At 61.5% G+C, this 18373-nt stretch carries 16 protein-coding genes; 14 read left to right on the forward strand and 2 right to left on the reverse strand.

The window, feature by feature from the left end; all coding sequences use genetic code 11:
- The first annotated feature begins 109 nt into the window (after nucleotides 1-109).
- Both DM813_RS24890 and DM813_RS24895 read left to right on the forward strand, forming a co-directional pair.
- Nucleotides 110-2146, forward strand: a complete 2037-nt coding sequence (locus DM813_RS24890) for an NADPH-dependent 2,4-dienoyl-CoA reductase (RefSeq protein WP_128326058.1) — start codon at nucleotides 110-112, stop codon at nucleotides 2144-2146.
- Nucleotides 2147-2218: 72 nt separating this feature from the next.
- Nucleotides 2219-3115 carry a 1-aminocyclopropane-1-carboxylate deaminase/D-cysteine desulfhydrase gene (locus tag DM813_RS24895; RefSeq protein WP_128326059.1) on the forward strand — a complete coding sequence of 299 codons (897 nt, stop codon included), beginning with the start codon at nucleotides 2219-2221 and terminating at the stop codon, nucleotides 3113-3115.
- Here the strand turns inward: DM813_RS24895 and DM813_RS24900 are convergent.
- Entirely contained in the window at nucleotides 3112-3660 is a 549-nt protein-coding gene (locus DM813_RS24900; protein WP_128326060.1) for a cytochrome b, read from the reverse strand. The genes DM813_RS24895 and DM813_RS24900 overlap by 4 nt on opposite strands.
- A gap of 172 nt (nucleotides 3661-3832) precedes the next feature.
- Between DM813_RS24900 and DM813_RS24905 the strand changes: the two genes are divergently transcribed.
- Entirely contained in the window at nucleotides 3833-5119 is a 1287-nt protein-coding gene (locus DM813_RS24905) for an arsenic transporter (RefSeq protein WP_128326061.1), read from the forward strand.
- A 44-nt stretch (nucleotides 5120-5163) separates the two neighbouring features.
- Here the strand turns inward: DM813_RS24905 and DM813_RS24910 are convergent, their stop codons facing one another.
- Nucleotides 5164-6108, reverse strand: coding sequence for a DUF1853 family protein (locus DM813_RS24910; protein WP_128326062.1), 945 nt, complete (start codon nucleotides 6106-6108; stop codon nucleotides 5164-5166).
- A gap of 136 nt (nucleotides 6109-6244) precedes the next feature.
- Here DM813_RS24910 and DM813_RS24915 point away from each other — a divergent pair, with 136 nt between their 5' ends.
- From DM813_RS24915 to DM813_RS24965, 11 genes are all read left to right on the forward strand, one after another.
- A complete protein-coding gene (locus DM813_RS24915; RefSeq protein ID WP_128326063.1) occupies nucleotides 6245-7135 on the forward strand; it encodes an NAD(+) kinase in 891 nt (296 codons plus the stop codon).
- Nucleotides 7132-8106: a metallophosphoesterase gene (locus DM813_RS24920; RefSeq protein WP_206617429.1), complete on the forward strand. Its 975-nt coding sequence runs from the start codon at nucleotides 7132-7134 to the stop codon at nucleotides 8104-8106. The genes DM813_RS24915 and DM813_RS24920 overlap by 4 nt, the downstream gene beginning before the upstream one ends.
- Entirely contained in the window at nucleotides 8103-8972 is an 870-nt protein-coding gene (locus tag DM813_RS24925; protein WP_128326065.1) for a rhomboid family intramembrane serine protease, read from the forward strand. Before DM813_RS24920 ends, DM813_RS24925 begins: the two co-directional genes overlap by 4 nt.
- Nucleotides 8973-8985: 13 nt before the next feature.
- A complete protein-coding gene (locus tag DM813_RS24930; protein ID WP_038608730.1) occupies nucleotides 8986-9246 on the forward strand; it encodes a YeaC family protein in 261 nt (86 codons plus the stop codon).
- On the forward strand, nucleotides 9243-10073 hold the full coding sequence (locus tag DM813_RS24935; protein ID WP_128326066.1) for a DUF2797 domain-containing protein: 831 nt from the start codon (nucleotides 9243-9245) through the stop codon (nucleotides 10071-10073). The genes DM813_RS24930 and DM813_RS24935 overlap by 4 nt, the downstream gene beginning before the upstream one ends.
- Before the next feature lie 12 nt (nucleotides 10074-10085).
- Nucleotides 10086-12743: an aminopeptidase N gene (pepN, locus tag DM813_RS24940; protein ID WP_128326067.1), complete on the forward strand. Its 2658-nt coding sequence runs from the start codon at nucleotides 10086-10088 to the stop codon at nucleotides 12741-12743.
- 233 nt (nucleotides 12744-12976) lie between these two features.
- On the forward strand, nucleotides 12977-14023 hold the full coding sequence (locus tag DM813_RS24945) for a YCF48-related protein (protein WP_128326068.1): 1047 nt from the start codon (nucleotides 12977-12979) through the stop codon (nucleotides 14021-14023).
- A 20-nt stretch (nucleotides 14024-14043) separates the two neighbouring features.
- A complete protein-coding gene (locus DM813_RS24950; RefSeq protein WP_431312013.1) occupies nucleotides 14044-16422 on the forward strand; it encodes an efflux RND transporter permease subunit in 2379 nt (792 codons plus the stop codon).
- A 120-nt stretch (nucleotides 16423-16542) separates the two neighbouring features.
- Nucleotides 16543-16833 carry a DUF5629 family protein gene (locus DM813_RS24955; RefSeq protein WP_128326070.1) on the forward strand — a complete coding sequence of 97 codons (291 nt, stop codon included), beginning with the start codon at nucleotides 16543-16545 and terminating at the stop codon, nucleotides 16831-16833.
- Nucleotides 16799-17938, forward strand: a complete 1140-nt coding sequence (locus DM813_RS24960; protein ID WP_128326071.1) for a lactonase family protein — start codon at nucleotides 16799-16801, stop codon at nucleotides 17936-17938. The genes DM813_RS24955 and DM813_RS24960 overlap by 35 nt, the downstream gene beginning before the upstream one ends.
- A 121-nt stretch (nucleotides 17939-18059) precedes the next feature.
- Nucleotides 18060-18239, forward strand: a complete 180-nt coding sequence (locus DM813_RS24965; protein WP_038616324.1) for a hypothetical protein — start codon at nucleotides 18060-18062, stop codon at nucleotides 18237-18239.
- Nucleotides 18240-18373 lie beyond the last annotated feature (134 nt).

An 18373-nucleotide genomic window follows, 5' to 3' on the forward strand; every position in this document is an offset into this window, starting at 1 on the left:
ATTGAGCCGTGGGCGCTGGCTCATTAATGTCGGTCACAGATAACTGACGGGCTCCGCTCCCTGAGCGAGGTGCCCGCATCCTGTGATTAAGTCTGTTGTGGAGTTCACTATGGCCGCCGCTCGTTACCCGCACCTGCTCGCCCCGCTGGATCTGGGTTTCACCACCCTGCGCAACCGCACCCTGATGGGCTCGATGCACACTGGCCTGGAGGAAAAGCCCGGTGGCTTCGAGCGCATGGCTGCCTACTTTGCCGAGCGTGCACGTGGCGGCGTCGGCCTGATGGTCACCGGCGGCATCGGCCCTAACGTTGAGGGTGGTGTGTATTCGGGGGCAGCCAAGTTGAGCACCCCGGAAGAAGCCGAAAAGCACCGCATCGTCACCCGTGCCGTACACGAGGCAGGCGGCAAGATCTGCATGCAGATCCTCCACGCTGGTCGCTACGCCTACAGCCCGAAATCGGTAGCGCCGAGTGCCATCCAGGCGCCGATCAACCCGTTCAAGCCGCGTGAGCTGGACGAAGAGGGGATCGAGAAGCAGATTCAGGATTTCGTCAATTGCTCGGTGCTGGCACAAAGCGCCGAGTACGACGGCGTCGAAATCATGGGCTCGGAAGGTTACTTCATCAACCAGTTCCTGGCCGCCCATACCAATCAGCGCACCGATCGCTGGGGTGGCAGCTATGAAAACCGCATGCGCCTGGCGGTAGAGATCGTCAGCCGGGTGCGTGAAGCGGTCGGCCCGAACTTCATCATCATCTTCCGTCTGTCGATGCTCGACCTGATTGAGGGCGGCAGCAACTGGGAAGAGATCGTGCAACTGGCCCAGGCGATCGAGCAAGCCGGTGCGACCATCATCAACACCGGCATCGGCTGGCACGAGGCGCGAATCCCGACCATCGCCACCAAAGTGCCTCGCGCCGCGTTCAGTAAGGTCACGGCCAAGCTGCGTGGCGCCGTACAGATTCCGTTGATCACCACCAACCGCATCAACACTCCGGAGGTGGCCGAGCAGATCCTCGCCGAAGGCGATGCTGACATGGTGTCCATGGCGCGGCCGTTCCTTGCCGACCCGGACTTCGTCAACAAAGCGGCCGCCGGGCGCAGTGACGAGATCAACACCTGCATCGGCTGCAACCAGGCCTGCCTGGACCACACCTTTGGCGGCAAGCTGACCAGTTGCCTGGTCAACCCGCGCGCCTGCCATGAAACCGAGCTCAACTACCTGCCGGTCACCCAGGTCAAGCAGATCGCCGTGGTCGGTGCCGGCCCTGCCGGGCTGGCTGCAGCCACCGTGGCGGCCGAACGCGGCCATCAGGTGACGCTGTTCGATTCGGCCAGCGAAATTGGCGGTCAGTTCAACGTTGCCAAGCGGGTGCCGGGCAAAGAAGAGTTTTATGAAACTCTGCGCTACTTCAAGCGCAAGCTGCAGACCACGGGTGTCGAGGTGTGCCTGAATACCCGCGTCGATGTCGAGCAACTGGCGGCGGGCGGTTACGACGAAATCATCCTGGCCACGGGGATCGCACCGCGCTTGCCAGCGATCCCGGGCATTGAGCACAACAAAGTGCTGAGCTACCTGGACGTGCTGCTTGAGCGCAAACCGGTCGGACAGAAAGTCGCGGTGATCGGTGCCGGTGGTATCGGTTTTGACGTCTCCGAGTTCCTCGTCCACCAAGGCAAGGCCACCAGCCAGGATCGCGAGGCGTTCTGGAAGGAGTGGGGTATCGACACCGCACTGCAGGCGCGTGGCGGGGTGGCCGGCGTCAAGGCGCAGCCGCATGCGCCGGCGCGTGAGGTGTACCTGCTGCAACGCAAGAAGTCCAAGGTCGGCGATGGCCTGGGCAAGACCACGGGCTGGATCCACCGTACCGGCCTGAAAAACAAGCAGGTGCAGATGCTCAACAGCGTCGAGTACCTGGGCATCGACGATGCCGGCCTGCATATCCGTATTGCCGAAGGCGAGCCACAGGTGCTGCCTGTGGATAACGTGGTGATCTGTGCCGGTCAGGACCCGTTGCGCGAGTTGCAGGAAGGGTTGCAGGCGGCGGGGCAGTCGGTGCACCTGATCGGCGGCGCTGATGTCGCGGCCGAACTGGATGCCAAGCGGGCCATCAATCAGGGCTCGCGCCTGGCTGCCGAGCTCTGAGTACGGCGCGCAGCGGGGTGCAGACCCTGCTGCGCTGCTAAACTGCCGCCTCCTTGCGGCAGTGAACCCTGTATGACCGGCTTTGATGCGCTTCCTGTTGCTCCACTGCACCGCCTGACACTGGATTGGCTACGCCCTTTCGGTGTCGAGTTGGCGGTGTTGCGCCTGGACCTGATTGACCCGCTGATCAGCGGCAACAAGTGGTTCAAGCTGCTTGAACACTTGCGCCTGGCCCAACAGGCCGGTGCCCCGGGCGTTATCAGCCTTGGCGGGGCGCACTCCAACCACCTGCATGCGCTGGCAGCGGCTGGCAAACGTTTCGGTTTTGCCACCGCCGGTCTGCTGCGTGGTCATCCCCAGGACACTCCCACCGTCCGCGACTTGCAGGCATACGGCATGCACCTGCATTGGCTCGGTTACGCCGACTATAGGGCAAGGCATCAGACCGGTTTCTGGTTGCCGTGGCAGCAACGCTACCCAGGCTGGCACTGTGTACCGGAAGGCGGTGGTGGTTCGCTGGGGGCCAAGGGCTGTGCCTTGATCGTTACGCAGGCGAAGCAGCAGTTGGCAAAGGTCGGCTGGTCGGATTATGACGGCTGGTGGCTGGCCGCAGGCACCGGCACCACGTTGGCCGGACTGGTGCTGGCCGAGCGCGGCGAACATCGTGTTCATGGGGCGTTGGCTGTGCCTGCCGGTCACGGTGTGCCCGAGCAGGTCGAGGCGTTGGCCGGACGTAACGGCTACCACTTGTACGACGCCAGTCGGGGGGGATTTGCCAAGGTGGATGAGGCGTTGCTGGCGTTTATCGATGCCAGCGAAGCTGAATCCGCTGTGCCGCTGGAGCCGCTCTACACCGGCAAGGCATTGATGGCGCTGCGCGATCAGGTTGAAGCGGGTGCCTTTGCTCCCGGCACACGCCTGATCTTCCTGCACAGCGGCGGCCTGCAGGGCCGCCGTGGCTTTGTCTAGTCTTTGCCTGGCAGCATGCGCAGCAGAGTGTTATCGCGCTGCACGTAATGATGGTAAAGACCGGCCAGGGCATGCAGGCCGATCAGCCAGTAACCCCAGCTGCCAATGCGCTCGTGCCAGCCCTTGATGAATTTTGCCTGGTCCGGGTCCGGTGCGATCAGGGCCGGCAGTTCGAAGCCATAGAACGGAATCGGTTTGTCGGCGGCACTGAGAATCAGCCAGCCAGCCAGCGGCAAGCCGATCATCAGCAAGTACAGGGCCAGGTGCATCAAGTGGGCAAGGCCGGTCTGCCAGGCCGGTGGCTTGGGGATGATGGGTGGTGTCGGACGGCCCAGGCGAACGACCAGGCGCAGCCAGACCAGGACGAATACGGTCAGGCCGAGCATGAAGTGCAGGTCTTTCATCAGGTTACGTTCGGCGCTGTCCTTGGGGAACAGGCCGCGCAGTTCGATCAGGGCGTACACGGCCGCCAGCAATACCAGCATCAGCCAGTGCAGGGCAATCGACAGGCCGCCATAGCGGGCCTGGGGTGTATTCAGGGTCATGGTCATTCCTTGTCATCATCAGGTCGTAGGTCGCGCTCTTGCTGGCGCAATGCTGTAACTGTAAACGCTGGAAAGCCGATTACCCGGGGATTGCAGCAAAAAAATGCCAGCCTTGCATTGACCTGTCGCTAGAATTCGCCGTTTCGTCCCTTTCGATTTCAAGGTTCGTGTCATGTTGATGGCGTCGCTGATTTTCCTGCTGACCATTACGTTGGTGATCTGGCAACCCCGTGGGCTGGGTGTTGGCTGGAGCGCCAGCGGCGGTGCATTACTGGCGCTGCTCAGCGGCGTGGTGCAGTGGGGAGATGTACCCGTGGTCTGGCAAATCATCTGGAATGCCACCGGCACCTTCATTGCCCTGATCATCATCAGCCTGCTGCTCGACGCGGCGGGCTTTTTCGCCTGGGCGGCGCTGCATGTGGCGCGCTGGGGGCGGGGCAACGGGCGCCGGCTGTTCAGTTTCATTGTGTTGCTTGGTGCGCTGGTGTCGGCACTGTTTGCCAACGATGGCGCGGCGCTGATCCTGACCCCCATTGTCATGGCCATGCTGCTGGCATTGCGCTTCAGCCCGGCGGCGACCCTGGCCTTCGTCATGGCAGCCGGCTTTATTGCCGATACTGCGAGCTTGCCGCTGGTGGTATCGAACCTGGTCAACATTGTCTCGGCGGATTTTTTCGGCATCGGTTTCAACCGTTACGCGGCCGTGATGGTGCCGGTGAACCTGGTCAGCGTGCTGGCGACCCTGGCGGTGCTGCGCTGGTACTTTCGCCGCGACATCCCGGCTGACTACGACCCGCTGCAACTGGATCGGCCACGCAGCGCAGTAAACGACCCGGCGACCTTCGTTGCCGGCTGGCTGGTGCTGGTGATCCTGCTGATCGGTTGTTTTGCCCTGGAACCGCTGGGCATTCCCATCAGTGCGATTTCGATCGTGTGTGCGCTGGTGTTGCTGGTGGTGGCCGCGCGCGGGCACAGGATTGCCGTGGGCAAGGTGCTCAAGGAAGCACCCTGGCATATCGTGGTGTTTTCCCTGGGTATGTATCTGGTGGTTTATGGCCTGCGCAATGCCGGGCTGACCGATTACCTGGCCGGCTGGCTGGATGACTTTGCGGCTGGCGGCGTGTGGGGCGCGGCGCTGGGCACCGGGCTGCTGGCGGCGGTGTTGTCGTCGGTCATGAACAACTTGCCCACGGTGCTGATCGGCGCCTTGTCGATCGATGCAAGCGCGGCCACCGGGGTGGTCAAGGAAGCGATGATCTACGCCAATGTGATTGGCAGCGACCTGGGGCCGAAGATTACCCCCATCGGCAGCCTGGCGACCTTGTTGTGGTTGCATGTGCTGGAGCGCAAGGGGGTGAAGATTGGTTGGGGGTATTACTTCAAGGTCGGGATCGTGCTGACCGTGCCGGTGTTGCTGGTGACGCTGGCGGCGTTGGCCGTGCGTTTGACCTGGGGGTAGGCTGTGCGCCCAATCGCGGATAAATCCGCTCCTACAGGGCCGGTTCAGCCGGGTAGATTCGGCCACAGATCGGAGACCAGAAACACCCGCTGCGCTTCTTCCCACTCGCCATCTTCACCTGCCACCAGACGCACCAGCAGTTGCGCCGGTGCCAGCGGGTCCAGGACATTGAGCCAGGCATGGAAACGTTCCGGACTCCAGCACTCGTCCGGCGCACAATGCGCTGGCGCCAACCAGGCTTGCCGGGGCAGGGGCTGCCAGACGCCCGGCAAGCTTTGCTCGACAAAGGCCTGCCAGTCCCGCTGATGCAGCCATTGCCCGGTCAGATGCTGCGGGTGCGCACCCGTGGGTGGATCGGCATGCGCGGGCCAGGGATAAAACAGGTAACCGGCAAGCCACAACTGGGCACTGAACTGTTCAATCTCCAGCGCTGCAAGTGCCTCGCGGCTTTCGGCCCGGGCCGAAATCGGCAGCTGGTGTTCGGCCAGGTGTGCAAGCTTGACGTCCAGACGATCGTGGCACCCTGGCCCCAGCCAGTGCGCCGGGTCCTTGCCATCGCCCCCTGGCGGCCCCAGATAGAGTTTGATCGCCAGCTCCAGGTGGTGCACCCCTTCAGCATCGCGCAGAAGGATGTCGAGCTCACCCAGTGTGTGGCCACCCGTGCGGATCGGCAGATTGGCAGCCAGCAGTTCGACGCCGGGTGCGTGCTGCAAGGCAAATTGCCACAGACGTTCGTAGTACAAGCCCAGGCGCCGAGTCGCCAGTTGCGCCAGCCAGTGTTCGAGCAAGCGACTGTCGTGATCCAGGTCATGGAGCCACTGGCGCAGTCGTTGTGGATGGTCGACCCAGTCACTGGCAGCCAGCGGATGACGCTGTGGCCAGGGCGTTTCACGCAGCATCGGCGGTGCCAGGATGACCCAGGCCAGGTCGCGCACCTGGGGATGGCGCAACTGGCGGGGCAGGTCGATCAGGGCGGAAAAAGGGTTCATCCAGCGAGCATAGCCGCTATGCCCCGGGCACTGGCGAATTTCTCCGGCGTTTGCTGCTACCCGGCGCTTTCGCCCATAATCGAACTCTTGGGCCAATTGAGCCTCTTTTCCCGCCGTAGCGTCTAGCAGGAGCCCCATGGAGCAATTTCGCAATATCGGTATCATCGGCCGCCTCGGCAGCTCCCAGGTGCTCGATACCATTCGCCGACTGAAAAAATTCCTGCTCGAACGGCACCTGCACGTCATTCTCGAAGACACCATTGCCGAAGTGCTGCCCGGCCACGGCCTGCAGACCTCATCGCGCAAACTGCTGGGTGAAGTCTGCGACCTGGTGATTGTCGTCGGTGGCGACGGTAGTTTGCTGGGCGCCGCGCGCGCGCTGGCCCGGCACAACACCCCGGTGCTGGGGATCAACCGCGGCAGCCTGGGCTTTCTAACCGACATTCGCCCGGATGAACTGGAAGTAAAAGTCGCCGAAGTGCTCGACGGCCACTACCTGGTGGAAAACCGTTTTCTGCTCCAGGCCGAAGTACGCCGTCACGCCGAAGCCATTGGCCAGGGCGATGCCCTCAACGATGTGGTGCTGCACCCGGGCAAGTCGACGCGGATGATCGAATTCGAGATCTACATCGACGGTCAGTTCGTCTGCAGCCAGAAGGCCGACGGCCTGATCGTCGCCACGCCTACCGGCTCGACGGCTTACGCGCTGTCGGCGGGCGGCCCGATCATGCACCCCAAACTCGACGCCATCGTCATTGTGCCGATGTACCCGCACACCCTGTCGGGGCGGCCGATCGTGGTGGATGGCAACAGCGAGTTGAAGATCGTGGTGTCCAAAGATATGCAGATTTACCCGCAAATTTCCTGTGACGGTCAAAACCACTTCACCTGTGCCCCCGGTGACACCATCACGGTGAACAAGAAGCCGCAGAAACTGCGCCTGATCCACCCACTGGATCACAATTACTATGAGGTATGCCGGACCAAACTCGGTTGGGGCAGCCGCCTGGGTGGTGGAGGCGAGTGATGCTCGATCCAGCCCGCAGTTACGATTTGATCGGTGACGTGCACGGCTGTGCACACACCCTTGAGCGCTTGCTCGACGCCCTTGGCTACAAGCGTCAGGGCGGCGTCTGGCGTCATCCCCAGCGCCAGGCGCTGTTCCTCGGCGATATCATCGATCGCGGCCCGAGGATACGCGAGGCCCTGCATATCGTTCACGACATGGTCGAAGCCGGTCAGGCCCGCTGCATCATGGGCAACCATGAATACAACGCCCTGGGCTGGAACACTCCGGCGTTGCCTGAGAGCGGCAAGCAGTTTGTGCGCGAACACAACCCGCGGCATGGCCGCCTGATCTACGAAACCCTTGAGCAATTCGAAGGGCACCCGGCGGACTGGCACGATTTTCTTGAATGGTTCTACGAGCTGCCGCTGTTCCTCGACGCCGGGCGTTTCCGTCTGGTGCATGCCTGCTGGGATTCGCGCCTGATCGAGCCGTTGCGCCAACAGTACCCGAACGGGTGTATCGACGAGCATTTCATCCAGGCCTCGGCTGTGGCCGACAGCTTTGCCGCCACGGTCTGCAACCGCTTGCTGCGCGGCACCGACATGCGCCTGCCGGACGGCCTTACCCTGACGGGCGGCGATGGCCTGACCCGCGCCTTCTTCCGGACCAAGTTCTGGGAAGAAGACCCGAAAACCTACGGTGACATCGTTTTCCAGCCGGATGCGCTGCCAGAGAAGGTTGCCAGCACGCCGCTGAGCCACAGCCAGAAGAATGCCTTGCTGCGTTACGGTGAAGACGAGCCCTTGCTGTTCGTCGGGCATTACTGGCGCAGTGGCAAACCGGCGCCGATCCGCGCCAACCTGGCCTGCCTGGACTACAGTGCGGTGCTGTACGGCAAACTGGTTGCTTACCGACTCGACGATGAAACCCGACTCGACCCGCGCAAATTCGTCTGGGTCGACGTGGACCGGCCGGAGGCCAGCCAATGAGTGCAGTGGTGGTATTGCGTAAGCCGTTGAATACTGACCTCAGCGGCTTTGTCGGCCTGCTGCGGCGCCTGCAGGTGCCGCATCGGGTCAGCGAGGAGGGCGGTGACCAGGTGCTGTGGGTGGCGGAAAATCTGGCTGAGGACGTGCGTGAGCTGTACCAGCGCTTTCCCGAAGGCGACGCCGACTTCCAGTTGCCCGCCCAGGCCAACCAGGCGCCGGCGCGCCCGAGCATTGGCGAGCAGCTGCGCGCCAGCAAGGCTACTGCTGCGGTATTGCTGCTGTGCCTGATCGTTGCTGGCCTTACCGGGCTGGGAGACAACTTCGCCACCTTGAGCTGGCTGACCTTTCTCGATTTCCGCGTACAGGGCGAATACCTGTACTTCACCCCGTTGGCGGCCAGCCTGGCCGACGGTCAATGGTGGCGCCTGTTCACGCCGATGCTGGTGCATTTCGGCATCCTCCACCTGGCGATGAACGCCTTGTGGTACTGGGAGCTTGGCCGGCGTATCGAACTGCGCCAGGGGCCCTGGTCGATGCTGACCCTGACCCTGTTGTTCAGCCTGGTATCCAATGCCGCGCAATACCTGTTTGGCGGGCCGAGCCTGTTCGGCGGCCTGTCGGGCGTGCTGTACGGCCTGCTTGGGCACATCTGGTTGTACCAGTGGCTGGCACCCAACCCGGTGTACCGGATGCCACGCGGGGTACTGGTCATGATGCTGGTCTGGTTGCTGCTGTGCCTGTCGGGGCTGGTCAGCCTGCTGGGCTTTGGCCAGATCGCCAACGCCGCTCATGTCGGCGGGTTGTTGGTCGGTTGCCTAAGCGGGCTCTTGGGCGGGGCGCTGGCTCGGCGTAAACTGACGGCTTGATTTGGGAGACGCTATGTCCACTTTTGCGCAAATGATTGAAAACATCACCCCGGAAATCTACGAGAGCCTGAAACTGGCCGTGGAGCTGGGCAAATGGGCGGATGGGCGCAAGCTCACCACCGAGCAGAAAGAACTGTCGCTGCAGGCGGTCATCGCCTGGGAAATGCAGAACCTGCCCGAAGAGCAGCGTACCGGCTACATGGGCCCGCAGGAATGCAGCTCGAAGTCGGCACCGGTTGCCAACATCCTGTTCAAGTCGGATGCGATCCATTGATCGAACTCGGCCGTGGTTCCATCAGTAAAATGTCGGCGCGTCTCGACGCTCCGGTAGTGCAGTACGCATTTCGCCTGGGCGAGCTGGAAGTGCCGGTCAATCCGTTGATCGGCAAGACCCTGCGCCTGGAATACCTCGGTGCCATCCATTGCAGCCACTGCGGTCGCAAGACCAAAACCAGCTTCAGCCAGGGTTATTGCTACCCGTGCATGACCAAGCTGGCCCAGTGTGACGTCTGCATCATGGCTCCGGAAAAATGCCACTACGACCAAGGCACTTGCCGCGAGCCGGCCTGGGGTGAGCAGTTCTGCATGACCGATCATGTCGTGTACCTGGCCAACTCCTCGGGCATCAAGGTCGGTATCACCCGTGCCACCCAGCTGCCCACGCGCTGGCTCGACCAGGGCGCAAGCCAGGCCCTGCCGATCGTGCGGGTTGCCACGCGCCAGCAATCGGGGTTGGTCGAAGACCTGTTCCGCAGCCAGGTCGCCGATCGCACCAACTGGCGTGCGCTGCTCAAGGGCGATGCCGAAGCTGTCGATCTGCTGGCCGTTCGCGATCAGCTGTTCGACAGCTGCGCCGAAGGCCTGAGCGCCTTGCAGACACGATTCGGCCTACAGGCCGTGCAACCGCTAAGCGACGGCGAGGTACTGGAAATCCGCTACCCGGTCGAGGCCTACCCGAGCAAGATCGTCAGCTTCAACCTGGACAAGAACCCGGTGGCTGAAGGCACGTTGCTGGGTATCAAGGGCCAGTACCTGATTTTTGATACCGGTGTGATCAATATTCGCAAGTACACGGCGTACCAGCTTGCCGTGCATCAGTAAAAGGACCGCCACATGCGTACCGAACAGCCGCAAGTGATCTACCTCAAGGACTATCAGGCGCCCGAGTACCTGATCGACGAGACGCACCTGACCTTCGAACTGTTCGAGGACCACAGCCTGGTCCACGCGCAGCTGGTCATGCGCCGTAACCCCGCACGTGGAGCCGGCCTGCCGCCGCTGGTCCTCGATGGCCAGCAGCTGGAGCTGCTCAGCGTGGCCCTGGACGACCAGGCGTTGAGCGCCGGCGATTATCAACTCGACGACAGCCAGCTGACCCTGCAGCCCAAGGCCGCGACCTTCACCCTCGACACCAGCGTGAAGATCCACCCGGAAAGCAACACGGCGCTCGAAGGCCTGTACAAGTCCGGCAGCATGTTCTGCACCCAGTGCGAGGCCGAAGGTTTCCGCAAGATTACCTACTACCTCGACCGCCCGGACGTGATGAGCACATTCACCACCACGGTGATCGCCGAGCAACATCGCTACCCGGTGCTGTTGTCCAACGGCAACCCGATCGGCAGCGGTCCGCAGGACGACGGCCGGCACTGGGCGACCTGGGAAGACCCGTTCATGAAACCGGCCTACCTGTTCGCGCTGGTGGCCGGTGACCTGTGGTGTGTCGAAGACACCTTCACCCGTCAGTCGGGCCGCGACGTGACCCTGCGCATCTATGTCGAGCCGGAAAACATCGACAAGTGCCAGCACGCCATGAACAGCCTGAAGAAGTCCATGCGCTGGGACGAAGAGGTGTACGGTCGCGAGTACGACCTGGACATCTTCATGATTGTTGCGGTCAATGACTTCAACATGGGCGCCATGGAAAACAAGGGCCTGAACATCTTCAACTCCAGTTGCGTGCTGGCCCGCGCCGAAACCGCCACCGATGCCGCGCACCAGCGGGTCGAGGCGGTGGTTGCCCACGAATACTTCCACAACTGGTCGGGCAACCGCGTGACCTGCCGCGACTGGTTCCAGCTGTCGCTCAAGGAAGGCTTCACGGTGTTCCGTGATTCGGAATTCAGCGCCGACATGAACTCGCGCACGGTCAAGCGCATCGAGGATGTTGCCTACCTGCGTACCCACCAGTTCGCTGAAGATGCCGGCCCGATGGCGCACGCGGTGCGCCCGGACAGTTTTATCGAGATTTCCAACTTCTACACCCTGACCGTCTACGAGAAGGGCTCGGAAGTGGTGCGCATGGTGCGTACGTTGCTGGGCGCGGAAGGTTTCCGCAAAGGCAGCGACCTGTACTTCGAGCGCCATGACGGCCAGGCGGTGACCTGCGATGATTTCATCAAGGCCATGGAAGATGCCAACGGCGTCGACCTGACGCAGTTCAAGCGCTGGTACAGCCAGGCCGGTACGCCACGTCTGGCGGTGAGCGAGTCGTACGACAGCGCGGCGCACACCTACAGCCTGACCTTCCGCCAGAGCTGCCCGGCGACCCCGGACAAGGTTGAGAAAAAGCCCTTCGTGATCCCGGTCGAGCTGGGTCTGCTGGACGCCCAGGGCAACGACATCGCCCTGCGCCTGCAAGGCGAAGCCGCTGCGCTGGGTACCTCGCGTGTGGTGTCGGTGACTGAGGCAGAACAAACCTTCACCTTTGTCGACGTTGCCGCCAAGCCCTTGCCATCGCTGTTGCGGGGCTTCAGTGCACCAGTGAAGCTGAGCTTCCCCTACGATCGCGATCAGCTGATGTTCCTCATGCAGCATGACAGTGACGGTTTCAACCGGTGGGAAGCCGGCCAGCAACTGTCGGTGCAGGTGCTGCAGGAACTGATCGCCCAGCATCAGCAGGGCAGTGCCCTGGTGCTGGACCAGCGCCTGGTCACGGCGTTGGCTGCGGTGCTGGGTAACGACCAGCTGGACCAGGCCATGGTCGCCGAGATGCTCTCGCTGCCGAGCGAGGCCTACCTCACCGAAATCAGCGAAGTGGCCGATGTCGACGCCATTCACGCGGCCCGCGAGTTTGCCCGCAAGCAGATTGCCGATCAGTTGTTCGATGCCCTGAATGCGCGTTACCAGGCCAATCGTGCTGTTTCGCGAAGCACCGCGTATGTCGCCGAGGCCGAGCATTTTGCCCGCCGCAGCCTGCAGAACATTGCCCTGTCGTACCTGATGCTCAGCGGCAAGCCAGAAGTAGTGGCCGCCACCCAGGAGCAGTTTGACGCCTGTGACAACATGACCGAGCGCCTTACTGCGCTGGCCGTGCTGGTCAACTCGCCGTTCGAAGCCGAACGGGCCAAGGCGCTGGAGGTCTTCGCCGAAAACTTCAAGGACAACCCGCTGGTCATGGACCAGTGGTTCAGCGTTCAGGCTGCGAGCACCCTGCCGGGTGGTCTGGCACGGGTCAAGGCGTTGATGCAGCACCCGGCGTTCACGATGAAGAACCCGAACAAGGTCCGCGCCCTGATCGGTGCGTTCGCCGGGCAGAACCTGGTCAACTTCCATGCCGCTGATGGCTCGGGCTACCGCTTCCTGGCGGACCTGGTCATCGAGCTCAACGCCCTCAACCCGCAAATCGCTTCGCGCCAGCTGGCGCCGCTGACGCGCTGGCGCAAGTACGATGATGCGCGTCAGGCGCTGATGAAAGGAGAGCTAGAGCGCATCCTGGCCTCGGGTTCGTTGTCCAGCGACGTCTACGAAGTCGTGAGCAAAAGCCTGGCCTGATCCTGTAGGAGCGGATTTATCCGCGATGGGTCGCAACGCCCCATTCGCGGATGAATCCGCTCCTACAGAGCCCGCGTTATCCCTGCTTAACAAAAGATAACGTCCCGTTCGTTGTCAGCCCTTCACAAACACCGATAGGATGGCTCCCAGCTATTGCGGGGCTCTGGAACACGGTTTTTGGCAGTACCTGCAAATAGATTGACCCAAATAACAAAAAACCGGGGGACAGATCTATGACCGAGCCGTTCATGGCAGGTACTGGCGGCGCACTGCGCGTGCGCCCATGGGCAATGGCCGCCAGCGGTGCGCTGTTGCTGGCAATGGGGCTTTGGGCCAATACGGTCGAGGCGGCAACGCCGACGGCCCAGGTCTACTCCACCGAATCGGCCAAGGCCGAAAAAAGCCTGATGCTCGACGTGACGCGTGCGGGCAATCGCCTGGTCGCTGTCGGCGATCGCGGCCATATCCTCTTCTCTGATGACCAGGGCAAATCCTGGACCCAGTCCAAAGTCCCCACCCGGCAACTGCTGACGGCGGTGTACTTTGTCGATGACAAACATGGCTGGGCGGTTGGCCATGACGCACAAATCCTCGTCAGCAGCGACGGCGGCGTGACCTGGACCAAGCAATTTGAAGACTTGAAGCGCGAAGCGCCATTGCTGGATGTCTGGTTCAAGGATGCCAGTAACGGCTTTGCTGTCGGCGCTTACGGCGCACTGCTTGAAACCACCGACGGTGGCAAAGACTGGGTCGATGTCAGCGACCGTCTGGACAACGAAGACCAGTTCCACCTTAACGGTATTGCCCAGGTCAAGGATGCCGGCCTGTTCATTGTCGGTGAGCAGGGCAGCATGTTCCGCTCCAGCGACGACGGCCAGACCTGGCAGAAGCTCGAAGGCCCATACGAAGGCTCGTTGTTCGGTGTGATCGGCACCGCGCAGTCGCACACGTTGCTGGCCTACGGTTTGCGCGGCAACCTCTACCGCTCCACGGATTTCGGTGACAGCTGGCAGAAGATCGAGTTGAAGGCAGCGCGCGGGGCCCTCGAATTTGGCCTGGCAAACGCTACGCTTCTGGATGATGGCACCCTGGTACTGGTCGGTAATGGCGGCAGCGTATTGCGCAGCAACGACGACGGTCAGACCTTCAGCATTTATAACCGCTCCGATCGCATCGCCCTGGCGGGCGTCAGCGGGCAGGGCGCAGGGGGCCTGGTGCTGGTGGGCCAGGGTGGTGTGCATCTGGCTTCGGCCCAAGGCGCCGAAGGAGTGCAGCCATGACGCATCAGGAGCAGTTCAACATGAATCAGCAGCACCATCAGGACAAGGCGACGCTGCTCGAGCGTCTGATCTTCAACAACCGCCCGGTGGTGATCCTCATCTGCCTGCTGGTCAGCGTCTTCCTGTTCTGGCAGGCCACGCAGATTCGTCCTTCAACCAGCTTCGAGAAAATGATCCCGCTTGAGCATCCCTTCATCGAGAAGATGCTCGAACACCGCAACGACCTGGCCAACCTCGGCAACACCGTGCGCATTTCGGTGGAAGCCACCGATGGCGACATCTTCAGCAAGGACTACATGGAGACCTTGCGCCAGATCCACGATGAGGTCTTCTACATCCCGGGCGTCGACCGTTCCGGGCTCAAGTCGTTGTGGAGCCCCAGCGTGCGCTGGACCGAGGTGACCGAAGAGGGCTTCGCCGGTGGTGAAGTGATCCCCAACACCTATGACGGTTCGGCAGACAGCCTCGACCAGCTGCGCAACAACGTGCTGAAGTCCGGGCAGGTTGGCCGGTTGGTGGGCAACAACTTCAAGTCGAGCATCATCGATATCCCGCTGCTGGAGTCCTACCCTGATCCGCAGGACCAGAGCAAGCTGATCAAGCTCGACTACCAGCAGTTCTCCCACCAGCTGGAAGAAAAGATTCGCGACAAGTTCCAGGCTCAGAACCCCAACGTGAAGGTGCATATCGTCGGTTTCGCCAAGAAAGTGGGCGACCTGATCGATGGCCTGATGATGGTGGCGATGTTCTTTGGTATCGCTCTGGTGATTACCTGGGTGCTGCTGTACTGGTTCACCTGGTGTATCCGCAGCACCATCGCCGTGCTGATCACCACGCTGGTGGCGGTGGTCTGGCAGCTGGGGCTGATGCACGCGGTGGGCTTCGGGCTTGACCCGTACTCGATGCTGGTACCGTTCCTGATCTTCGCCATCGGCATTTCCCACGGGGTCCAGAAGATCAACGGTATCGCCCTGCAGTCGAGCGACGCCGACAACGCCCTGACCGCTGCCCGCCGTACTTTCCGCCAGCTGTTCCTGCCGGGGATGATCGCCATCCTCGCCGACGCAGTGGGTTTCATCACCCTGCTGATCATCGACATCGGCGTGATCCGCGAGCTGGCCATCGGCGCTTCCATCGGTGTGGCGGTGATCGTGTTCACCAACCTGATCCTGCTGCCGGTGGCGATTTCCTATGTCGGAATCAGCAAGAAGGCCATTGAGCGCAGCAAGAAAGACGCAACCCGCGAACATCCTTTCTGGCGGCTGCTGTCCAACTTCGCCAGTGCCAAGGTGGCCCCGGTATCCATCGTCCTGGCACTGCTGGCCTTCGGTGGCGGCCTCTGGTACAGCCAGAACCTGAAGATCGGCGACCTTGACCAGGGTGCGCCTGAACTGCGTCCCGACTCGCGCTACAACAAAGACAACAGTTTCATCATCGACAACTACTCGACCAGTTCCGACGTGCTGGTGGTGATGGTCAAGACCCCGACCGAAGGCTGCTCGGTGTACTCGACCATGGCGCCGATCGATGAACTGATGTGGAAGATGGAAAACACCCCGGGTGTGCAGTCGGCCATCTCCCTGGTCACCGTCTCCAAGCAGATGATCAAGGGCATGAACGAGGGCAACCTGAAATGGGAAAGCCTGTCGCGTAACCCGGACGTGCTCAACAGCTCCATTTCTCGTGCCGATGGCCTGTACAACGCTGATTGCTCGCTGGCGCCGGTGCTGATCTTCCTCAACGACCACAAGGCCGAGACCCTGGACCGTGCGGTCAACGCGGTGAAGGAATTTGCCAGCACCCACAACAAGGAAGGACTGGAGTTCCTCCTGGCAGCGGGTAACGCCGGTATCGAGGCGGCCACCAACGAGGTGATCAAGTCGGCCGAGCTGACCATCCTGATCCTGGTGTACATCTGCGTGGCGGTGATGTGCATGATCACCTTCCGCTCGTTTGCCGCGACCCTTTGCATCGTCCTGCCGCTGGTACTGACGTCGGTGCTGGGCAACGCCCTGATGGCTTTCATGGGGATCGGCGTAAAAGTCGCGACCTTGCCGGTGGTGGCCCTTGGCGTGGGTATCGGCGTGGATTACGGCATCTACATCTACAGCCGCCTGGAGAGTTTCCTGCGCGCGGGCATGCCGCTGCAGGAAGCCTACTACCAGACGCTCAAGTCCACCGGCAAGGCGGTGCTGTTCACCGGCCTTTGCCTGGCCATCGGCGTGTGCACCTGGATCTTCTCGGCGATCAAGTTCCAGGCTGATATGGGCTTGATGCTGACGTTCATGCTGTTGTGGAACATGTTCGGCGCCCTGTGGCTGTTGCCAGCGCTGGCACGCTTCCTGATCAAGCCGGAAAAAATGGCAGGCAAGGAGAGCAAGTCGATTTTCGCCCACTGACGAAGAGGGCAGCTTCAAGCGACAAGCTGCAAGCGGCAAGTGGGGAGGCCTCACTTGCCGCTTGCAGCTTGGGGCTCAGCGCTTACACTGTCGCTCTTTGTTTGTTGATGGCGACGCCCGATGACAACCCTTTCCCTCGTCTTGCAGTCCTGCGACATGCTCCTTGTCGACGGTTTGCATGCCTTTGACTTCACCTATGACGATACCGGCCTGCACATCGAGTGCATGGACGGTCGTGCCCTGAAAAAATGGTCGTTCAGCCCGGAACAGATCGCTGCGGCGCGTGCCGAGGGCGAAGACTGGCTGATCGCTGCCGACACCGCCGAGCATCGACTAGTCTGTATGAGTGCCTTTCGTGCACCGGACGAGGATGACGATGAAACGCCAGCTGACGACCCTGCTGATCGCTAGTGCCATGAGTGTGTTTGCCACCGCTCACGGCGCGCAGTTGCTGGTGGGCAGTTACACCGACGGTGCCAGTGAAGGTCTTTATCGCTATGCGTTCGACAGCGATAGCGGGCAGATCGGTACTCCGCCGCTGCAGGTGCTGAAGAGCGAAAACCCGTCATGGCTGACCATATCGTTTGACCAGAAGCTGCTGTTTGCGGTCAATGAAAATGGTGCGGGTAAAGGCCAGGCCAGCAGTTTTTCCATCAGTGCCAAAGATTTCACCCTCAAGCCCCTCAATCAGGTCAGCAGTGCGGGCGACGAACCCACGCATGCCAGCCTCAGCCATGACCAGCGTTACCTGTTCGTGGCCAACTACGGTGTACAGCCGACGCCGGGTGGCAGCTTGAGTGTGCTGCCGGTCGCCAAGGACGGAAAACTCGGCGACTCGGTGCAGCAGGACCAGCACAAGGCCAGCGGTGCCAATCCGCAGCGCCAGGCCGGGCCCCATGTGCATTCAGTGGTGTCTTCGCCAGATGGGCATTACGTGTTTGCCAGCGATCTGGGAGCGGACAAGGTGTTCGTCTACCAGTATGACGGCGCCAGCCCCAAGCACCCCCTGAGCCCTGCCAAAATGCCTGCTGTTGACCTGCCTCCGGGCAGCGGCCCACGGCATCTGCTGTTCAGCAAGGATGGCAAGCATGCCTACCTGACCCTGGAAATGAGCGCGCAGGTGGTGGTCTTCGATCATGTTGATGGTGCGTTGACCGAGCGTCAGCGACTGCCACTGACCGAGCAGAACGATGCTTCGGCGAAAGCTGCGGGCGCCTTGCACCTGTCGCCGGACGGCCGTTTTTTGTATGTAAGTAACCGCGGCACGGCTAACGAACTGTTGGTGTTTGCGGTGGATGACGACAGCGGCAAGTTGATGCAGGTGCAGCGACGCAGCGTCGAGGGTGACCACCCACGCGAGTTCGCTATCGACCCGACGGGCAAGTTCCTGCTGGTGGCCAACCAGAAGAGCAACGAAATCGTGGTCATCCGCCGCGATCCGCGTAGCGGCATGCTCGGTGAAACTGTGCAGAAGCTGGTCCAGGATGCGCCGTCGGACCTCAAGTTTCTCGATTGACTATCAATCGCCTCGATAATAGCTACTGCTGCAATGAATTTCTGTGCGCCGCGTGAGCGGCGTACGTTTGAACCACGGCCGGCAACGGCCACTTCAAACCACAGACTTCGAGGTCAGCGCCATGAACTTCAATCTCTTCCCGGTCATTGCCGCTTCTGCCATTTCTGCTTCGGTGGCATTGCCTGCCCACGCGCAGGTTGAAATCAGCGAACGCAAATCCTCCACCCTCAGCTACACGCAAAAGTACCTGCAGCAGAGTGCCAATTTCTATGCGGCGCTGGATCACAAGTCGCAGCACTGAGACGTGTAAATATTCTGGTAATGGCATACCGCCATATGATTGAATTTGACGCTAATTTATTGACACTTGTCCTTAGGGGATAAAGACATGAAATGGCGCATCCTGGCGGTACTGCTGTTCCTTTATTCTTCGCC

This window comes from Pseudomonas alkylphenolica, from assembly GCF_004025535.1.
Lineage (GTDB): Bacteria > Pseudomonadota > Gammaproteobacteria > Pseudomonadales > Pseudomonadaceae > Aquipseudomonas > Aquipseudomonas alkylphenolica_A.

What these genes read in the sequence shown, in the direction of transcription:
- DM813_RS24955 (WP_128326070.1), top strand. Translation starts at nt 16,543, where the DNA reads ATGACAACCCTTTCCCTCGTCTTGCAGTCCTGCGACATGCTCCTTGTC.
- DM813_RS24950 (WP_431312013.1), top strand. Translation starts at nt 14,044, where the DNA reads ATGAATCAGCAGCACCATCAGGACAAGGCGACGCTGCTCGAGCGTCTG.
- DM813_RS24925 (WP_128326065.1), top strand. Translation starts at nt 8,103, where the DNA reads ATGAGTGCAGTGGTGGTATTGCGTAAGCCGTTGAATACTGACCTCAGC.
- DM813_RS24905 (WP_128326061.1), top strand. Translation starts at nt 3,833, where the DNA reads ATGTTGATGGCGTCGCTGATTTTCCTGCTGACCATTACGTTGGTGATC.
- DM813_RS24915 (WP_128326063.1), top strand. Translation starts at nt 6,245, where the DNA reads ATGGAGCAATTTCGCAATATCGGTATCATCGGCCGCCTCGGCAGCTCC.
- pepN (WP_128326067.1), top strand. Translation starts at nt 10,086, where the DNA reads ATGCGTACCGAACAGCCGCAAGTGATCTACCTCAAGGACTATCAGGCG.
- DM813_RS24895 (WP_128326059.1), top strand. Translation starts at nt 2,219, where the DNA reads ATGACCGGCTTTGATGCGCTTCCTGTTGCTCCACTGCACCGCCTGACA.
- DM813_RS24930 (WP_038608730.1), top strand. Translation starts at nt 8,986, where the DNA reads ATGTCCACTTTTGCGCAAATGATTGAAAACATCACCCCGGAAATCTAC.
- DM813_RS24945 (WP_128326068.1), top strand. Translation starts at nt 12,977, where the DNA reads ATGACCGAGCCGTTCATGGCAGGTACTGGCGGCGCACTGCGCGTGCGC.
- DM813_RS24965 (WP_038616324.1), top strand. Translation starts at nt 18,060, where the DNA reads ATGAACTTCAATCTCTTCCCGGTCATTGCCGCTTCTGCCATTTCTGCT.
- DM813_RS24890 (WP_128326058.1), top strand. Translation starts at nt 110, where the DNA reads ATGGCCGCCGCTCGTTACCCGCACCTGCTCGCCCCGCTGGATCTGGGT.
- DM813_RS24900 (WP_128326060.1), bottom strand. Translation starts at nt 3,660, where the DNA reads ATGACCCTGAATACACCCCAGGCCCGCTATGGCGGCCTGTCGATTGCC.
- DM813_RS24960 (WP_128326071.1), top strand. Translation starts at nt 16,799, where the DNA reads ATGAAACGCCAGCTGACGACCCTGCTGATCGCTAGTGCCATGAGTGTG.
- DM813_RS24910 (WP_128326062.1), bottom strand. Translation starts at nt 6,108, where the DNA reads ATGAACCCTTTTTCCGCCCTGATCGACCTGCCCCGCCAGTTGCGCCAT.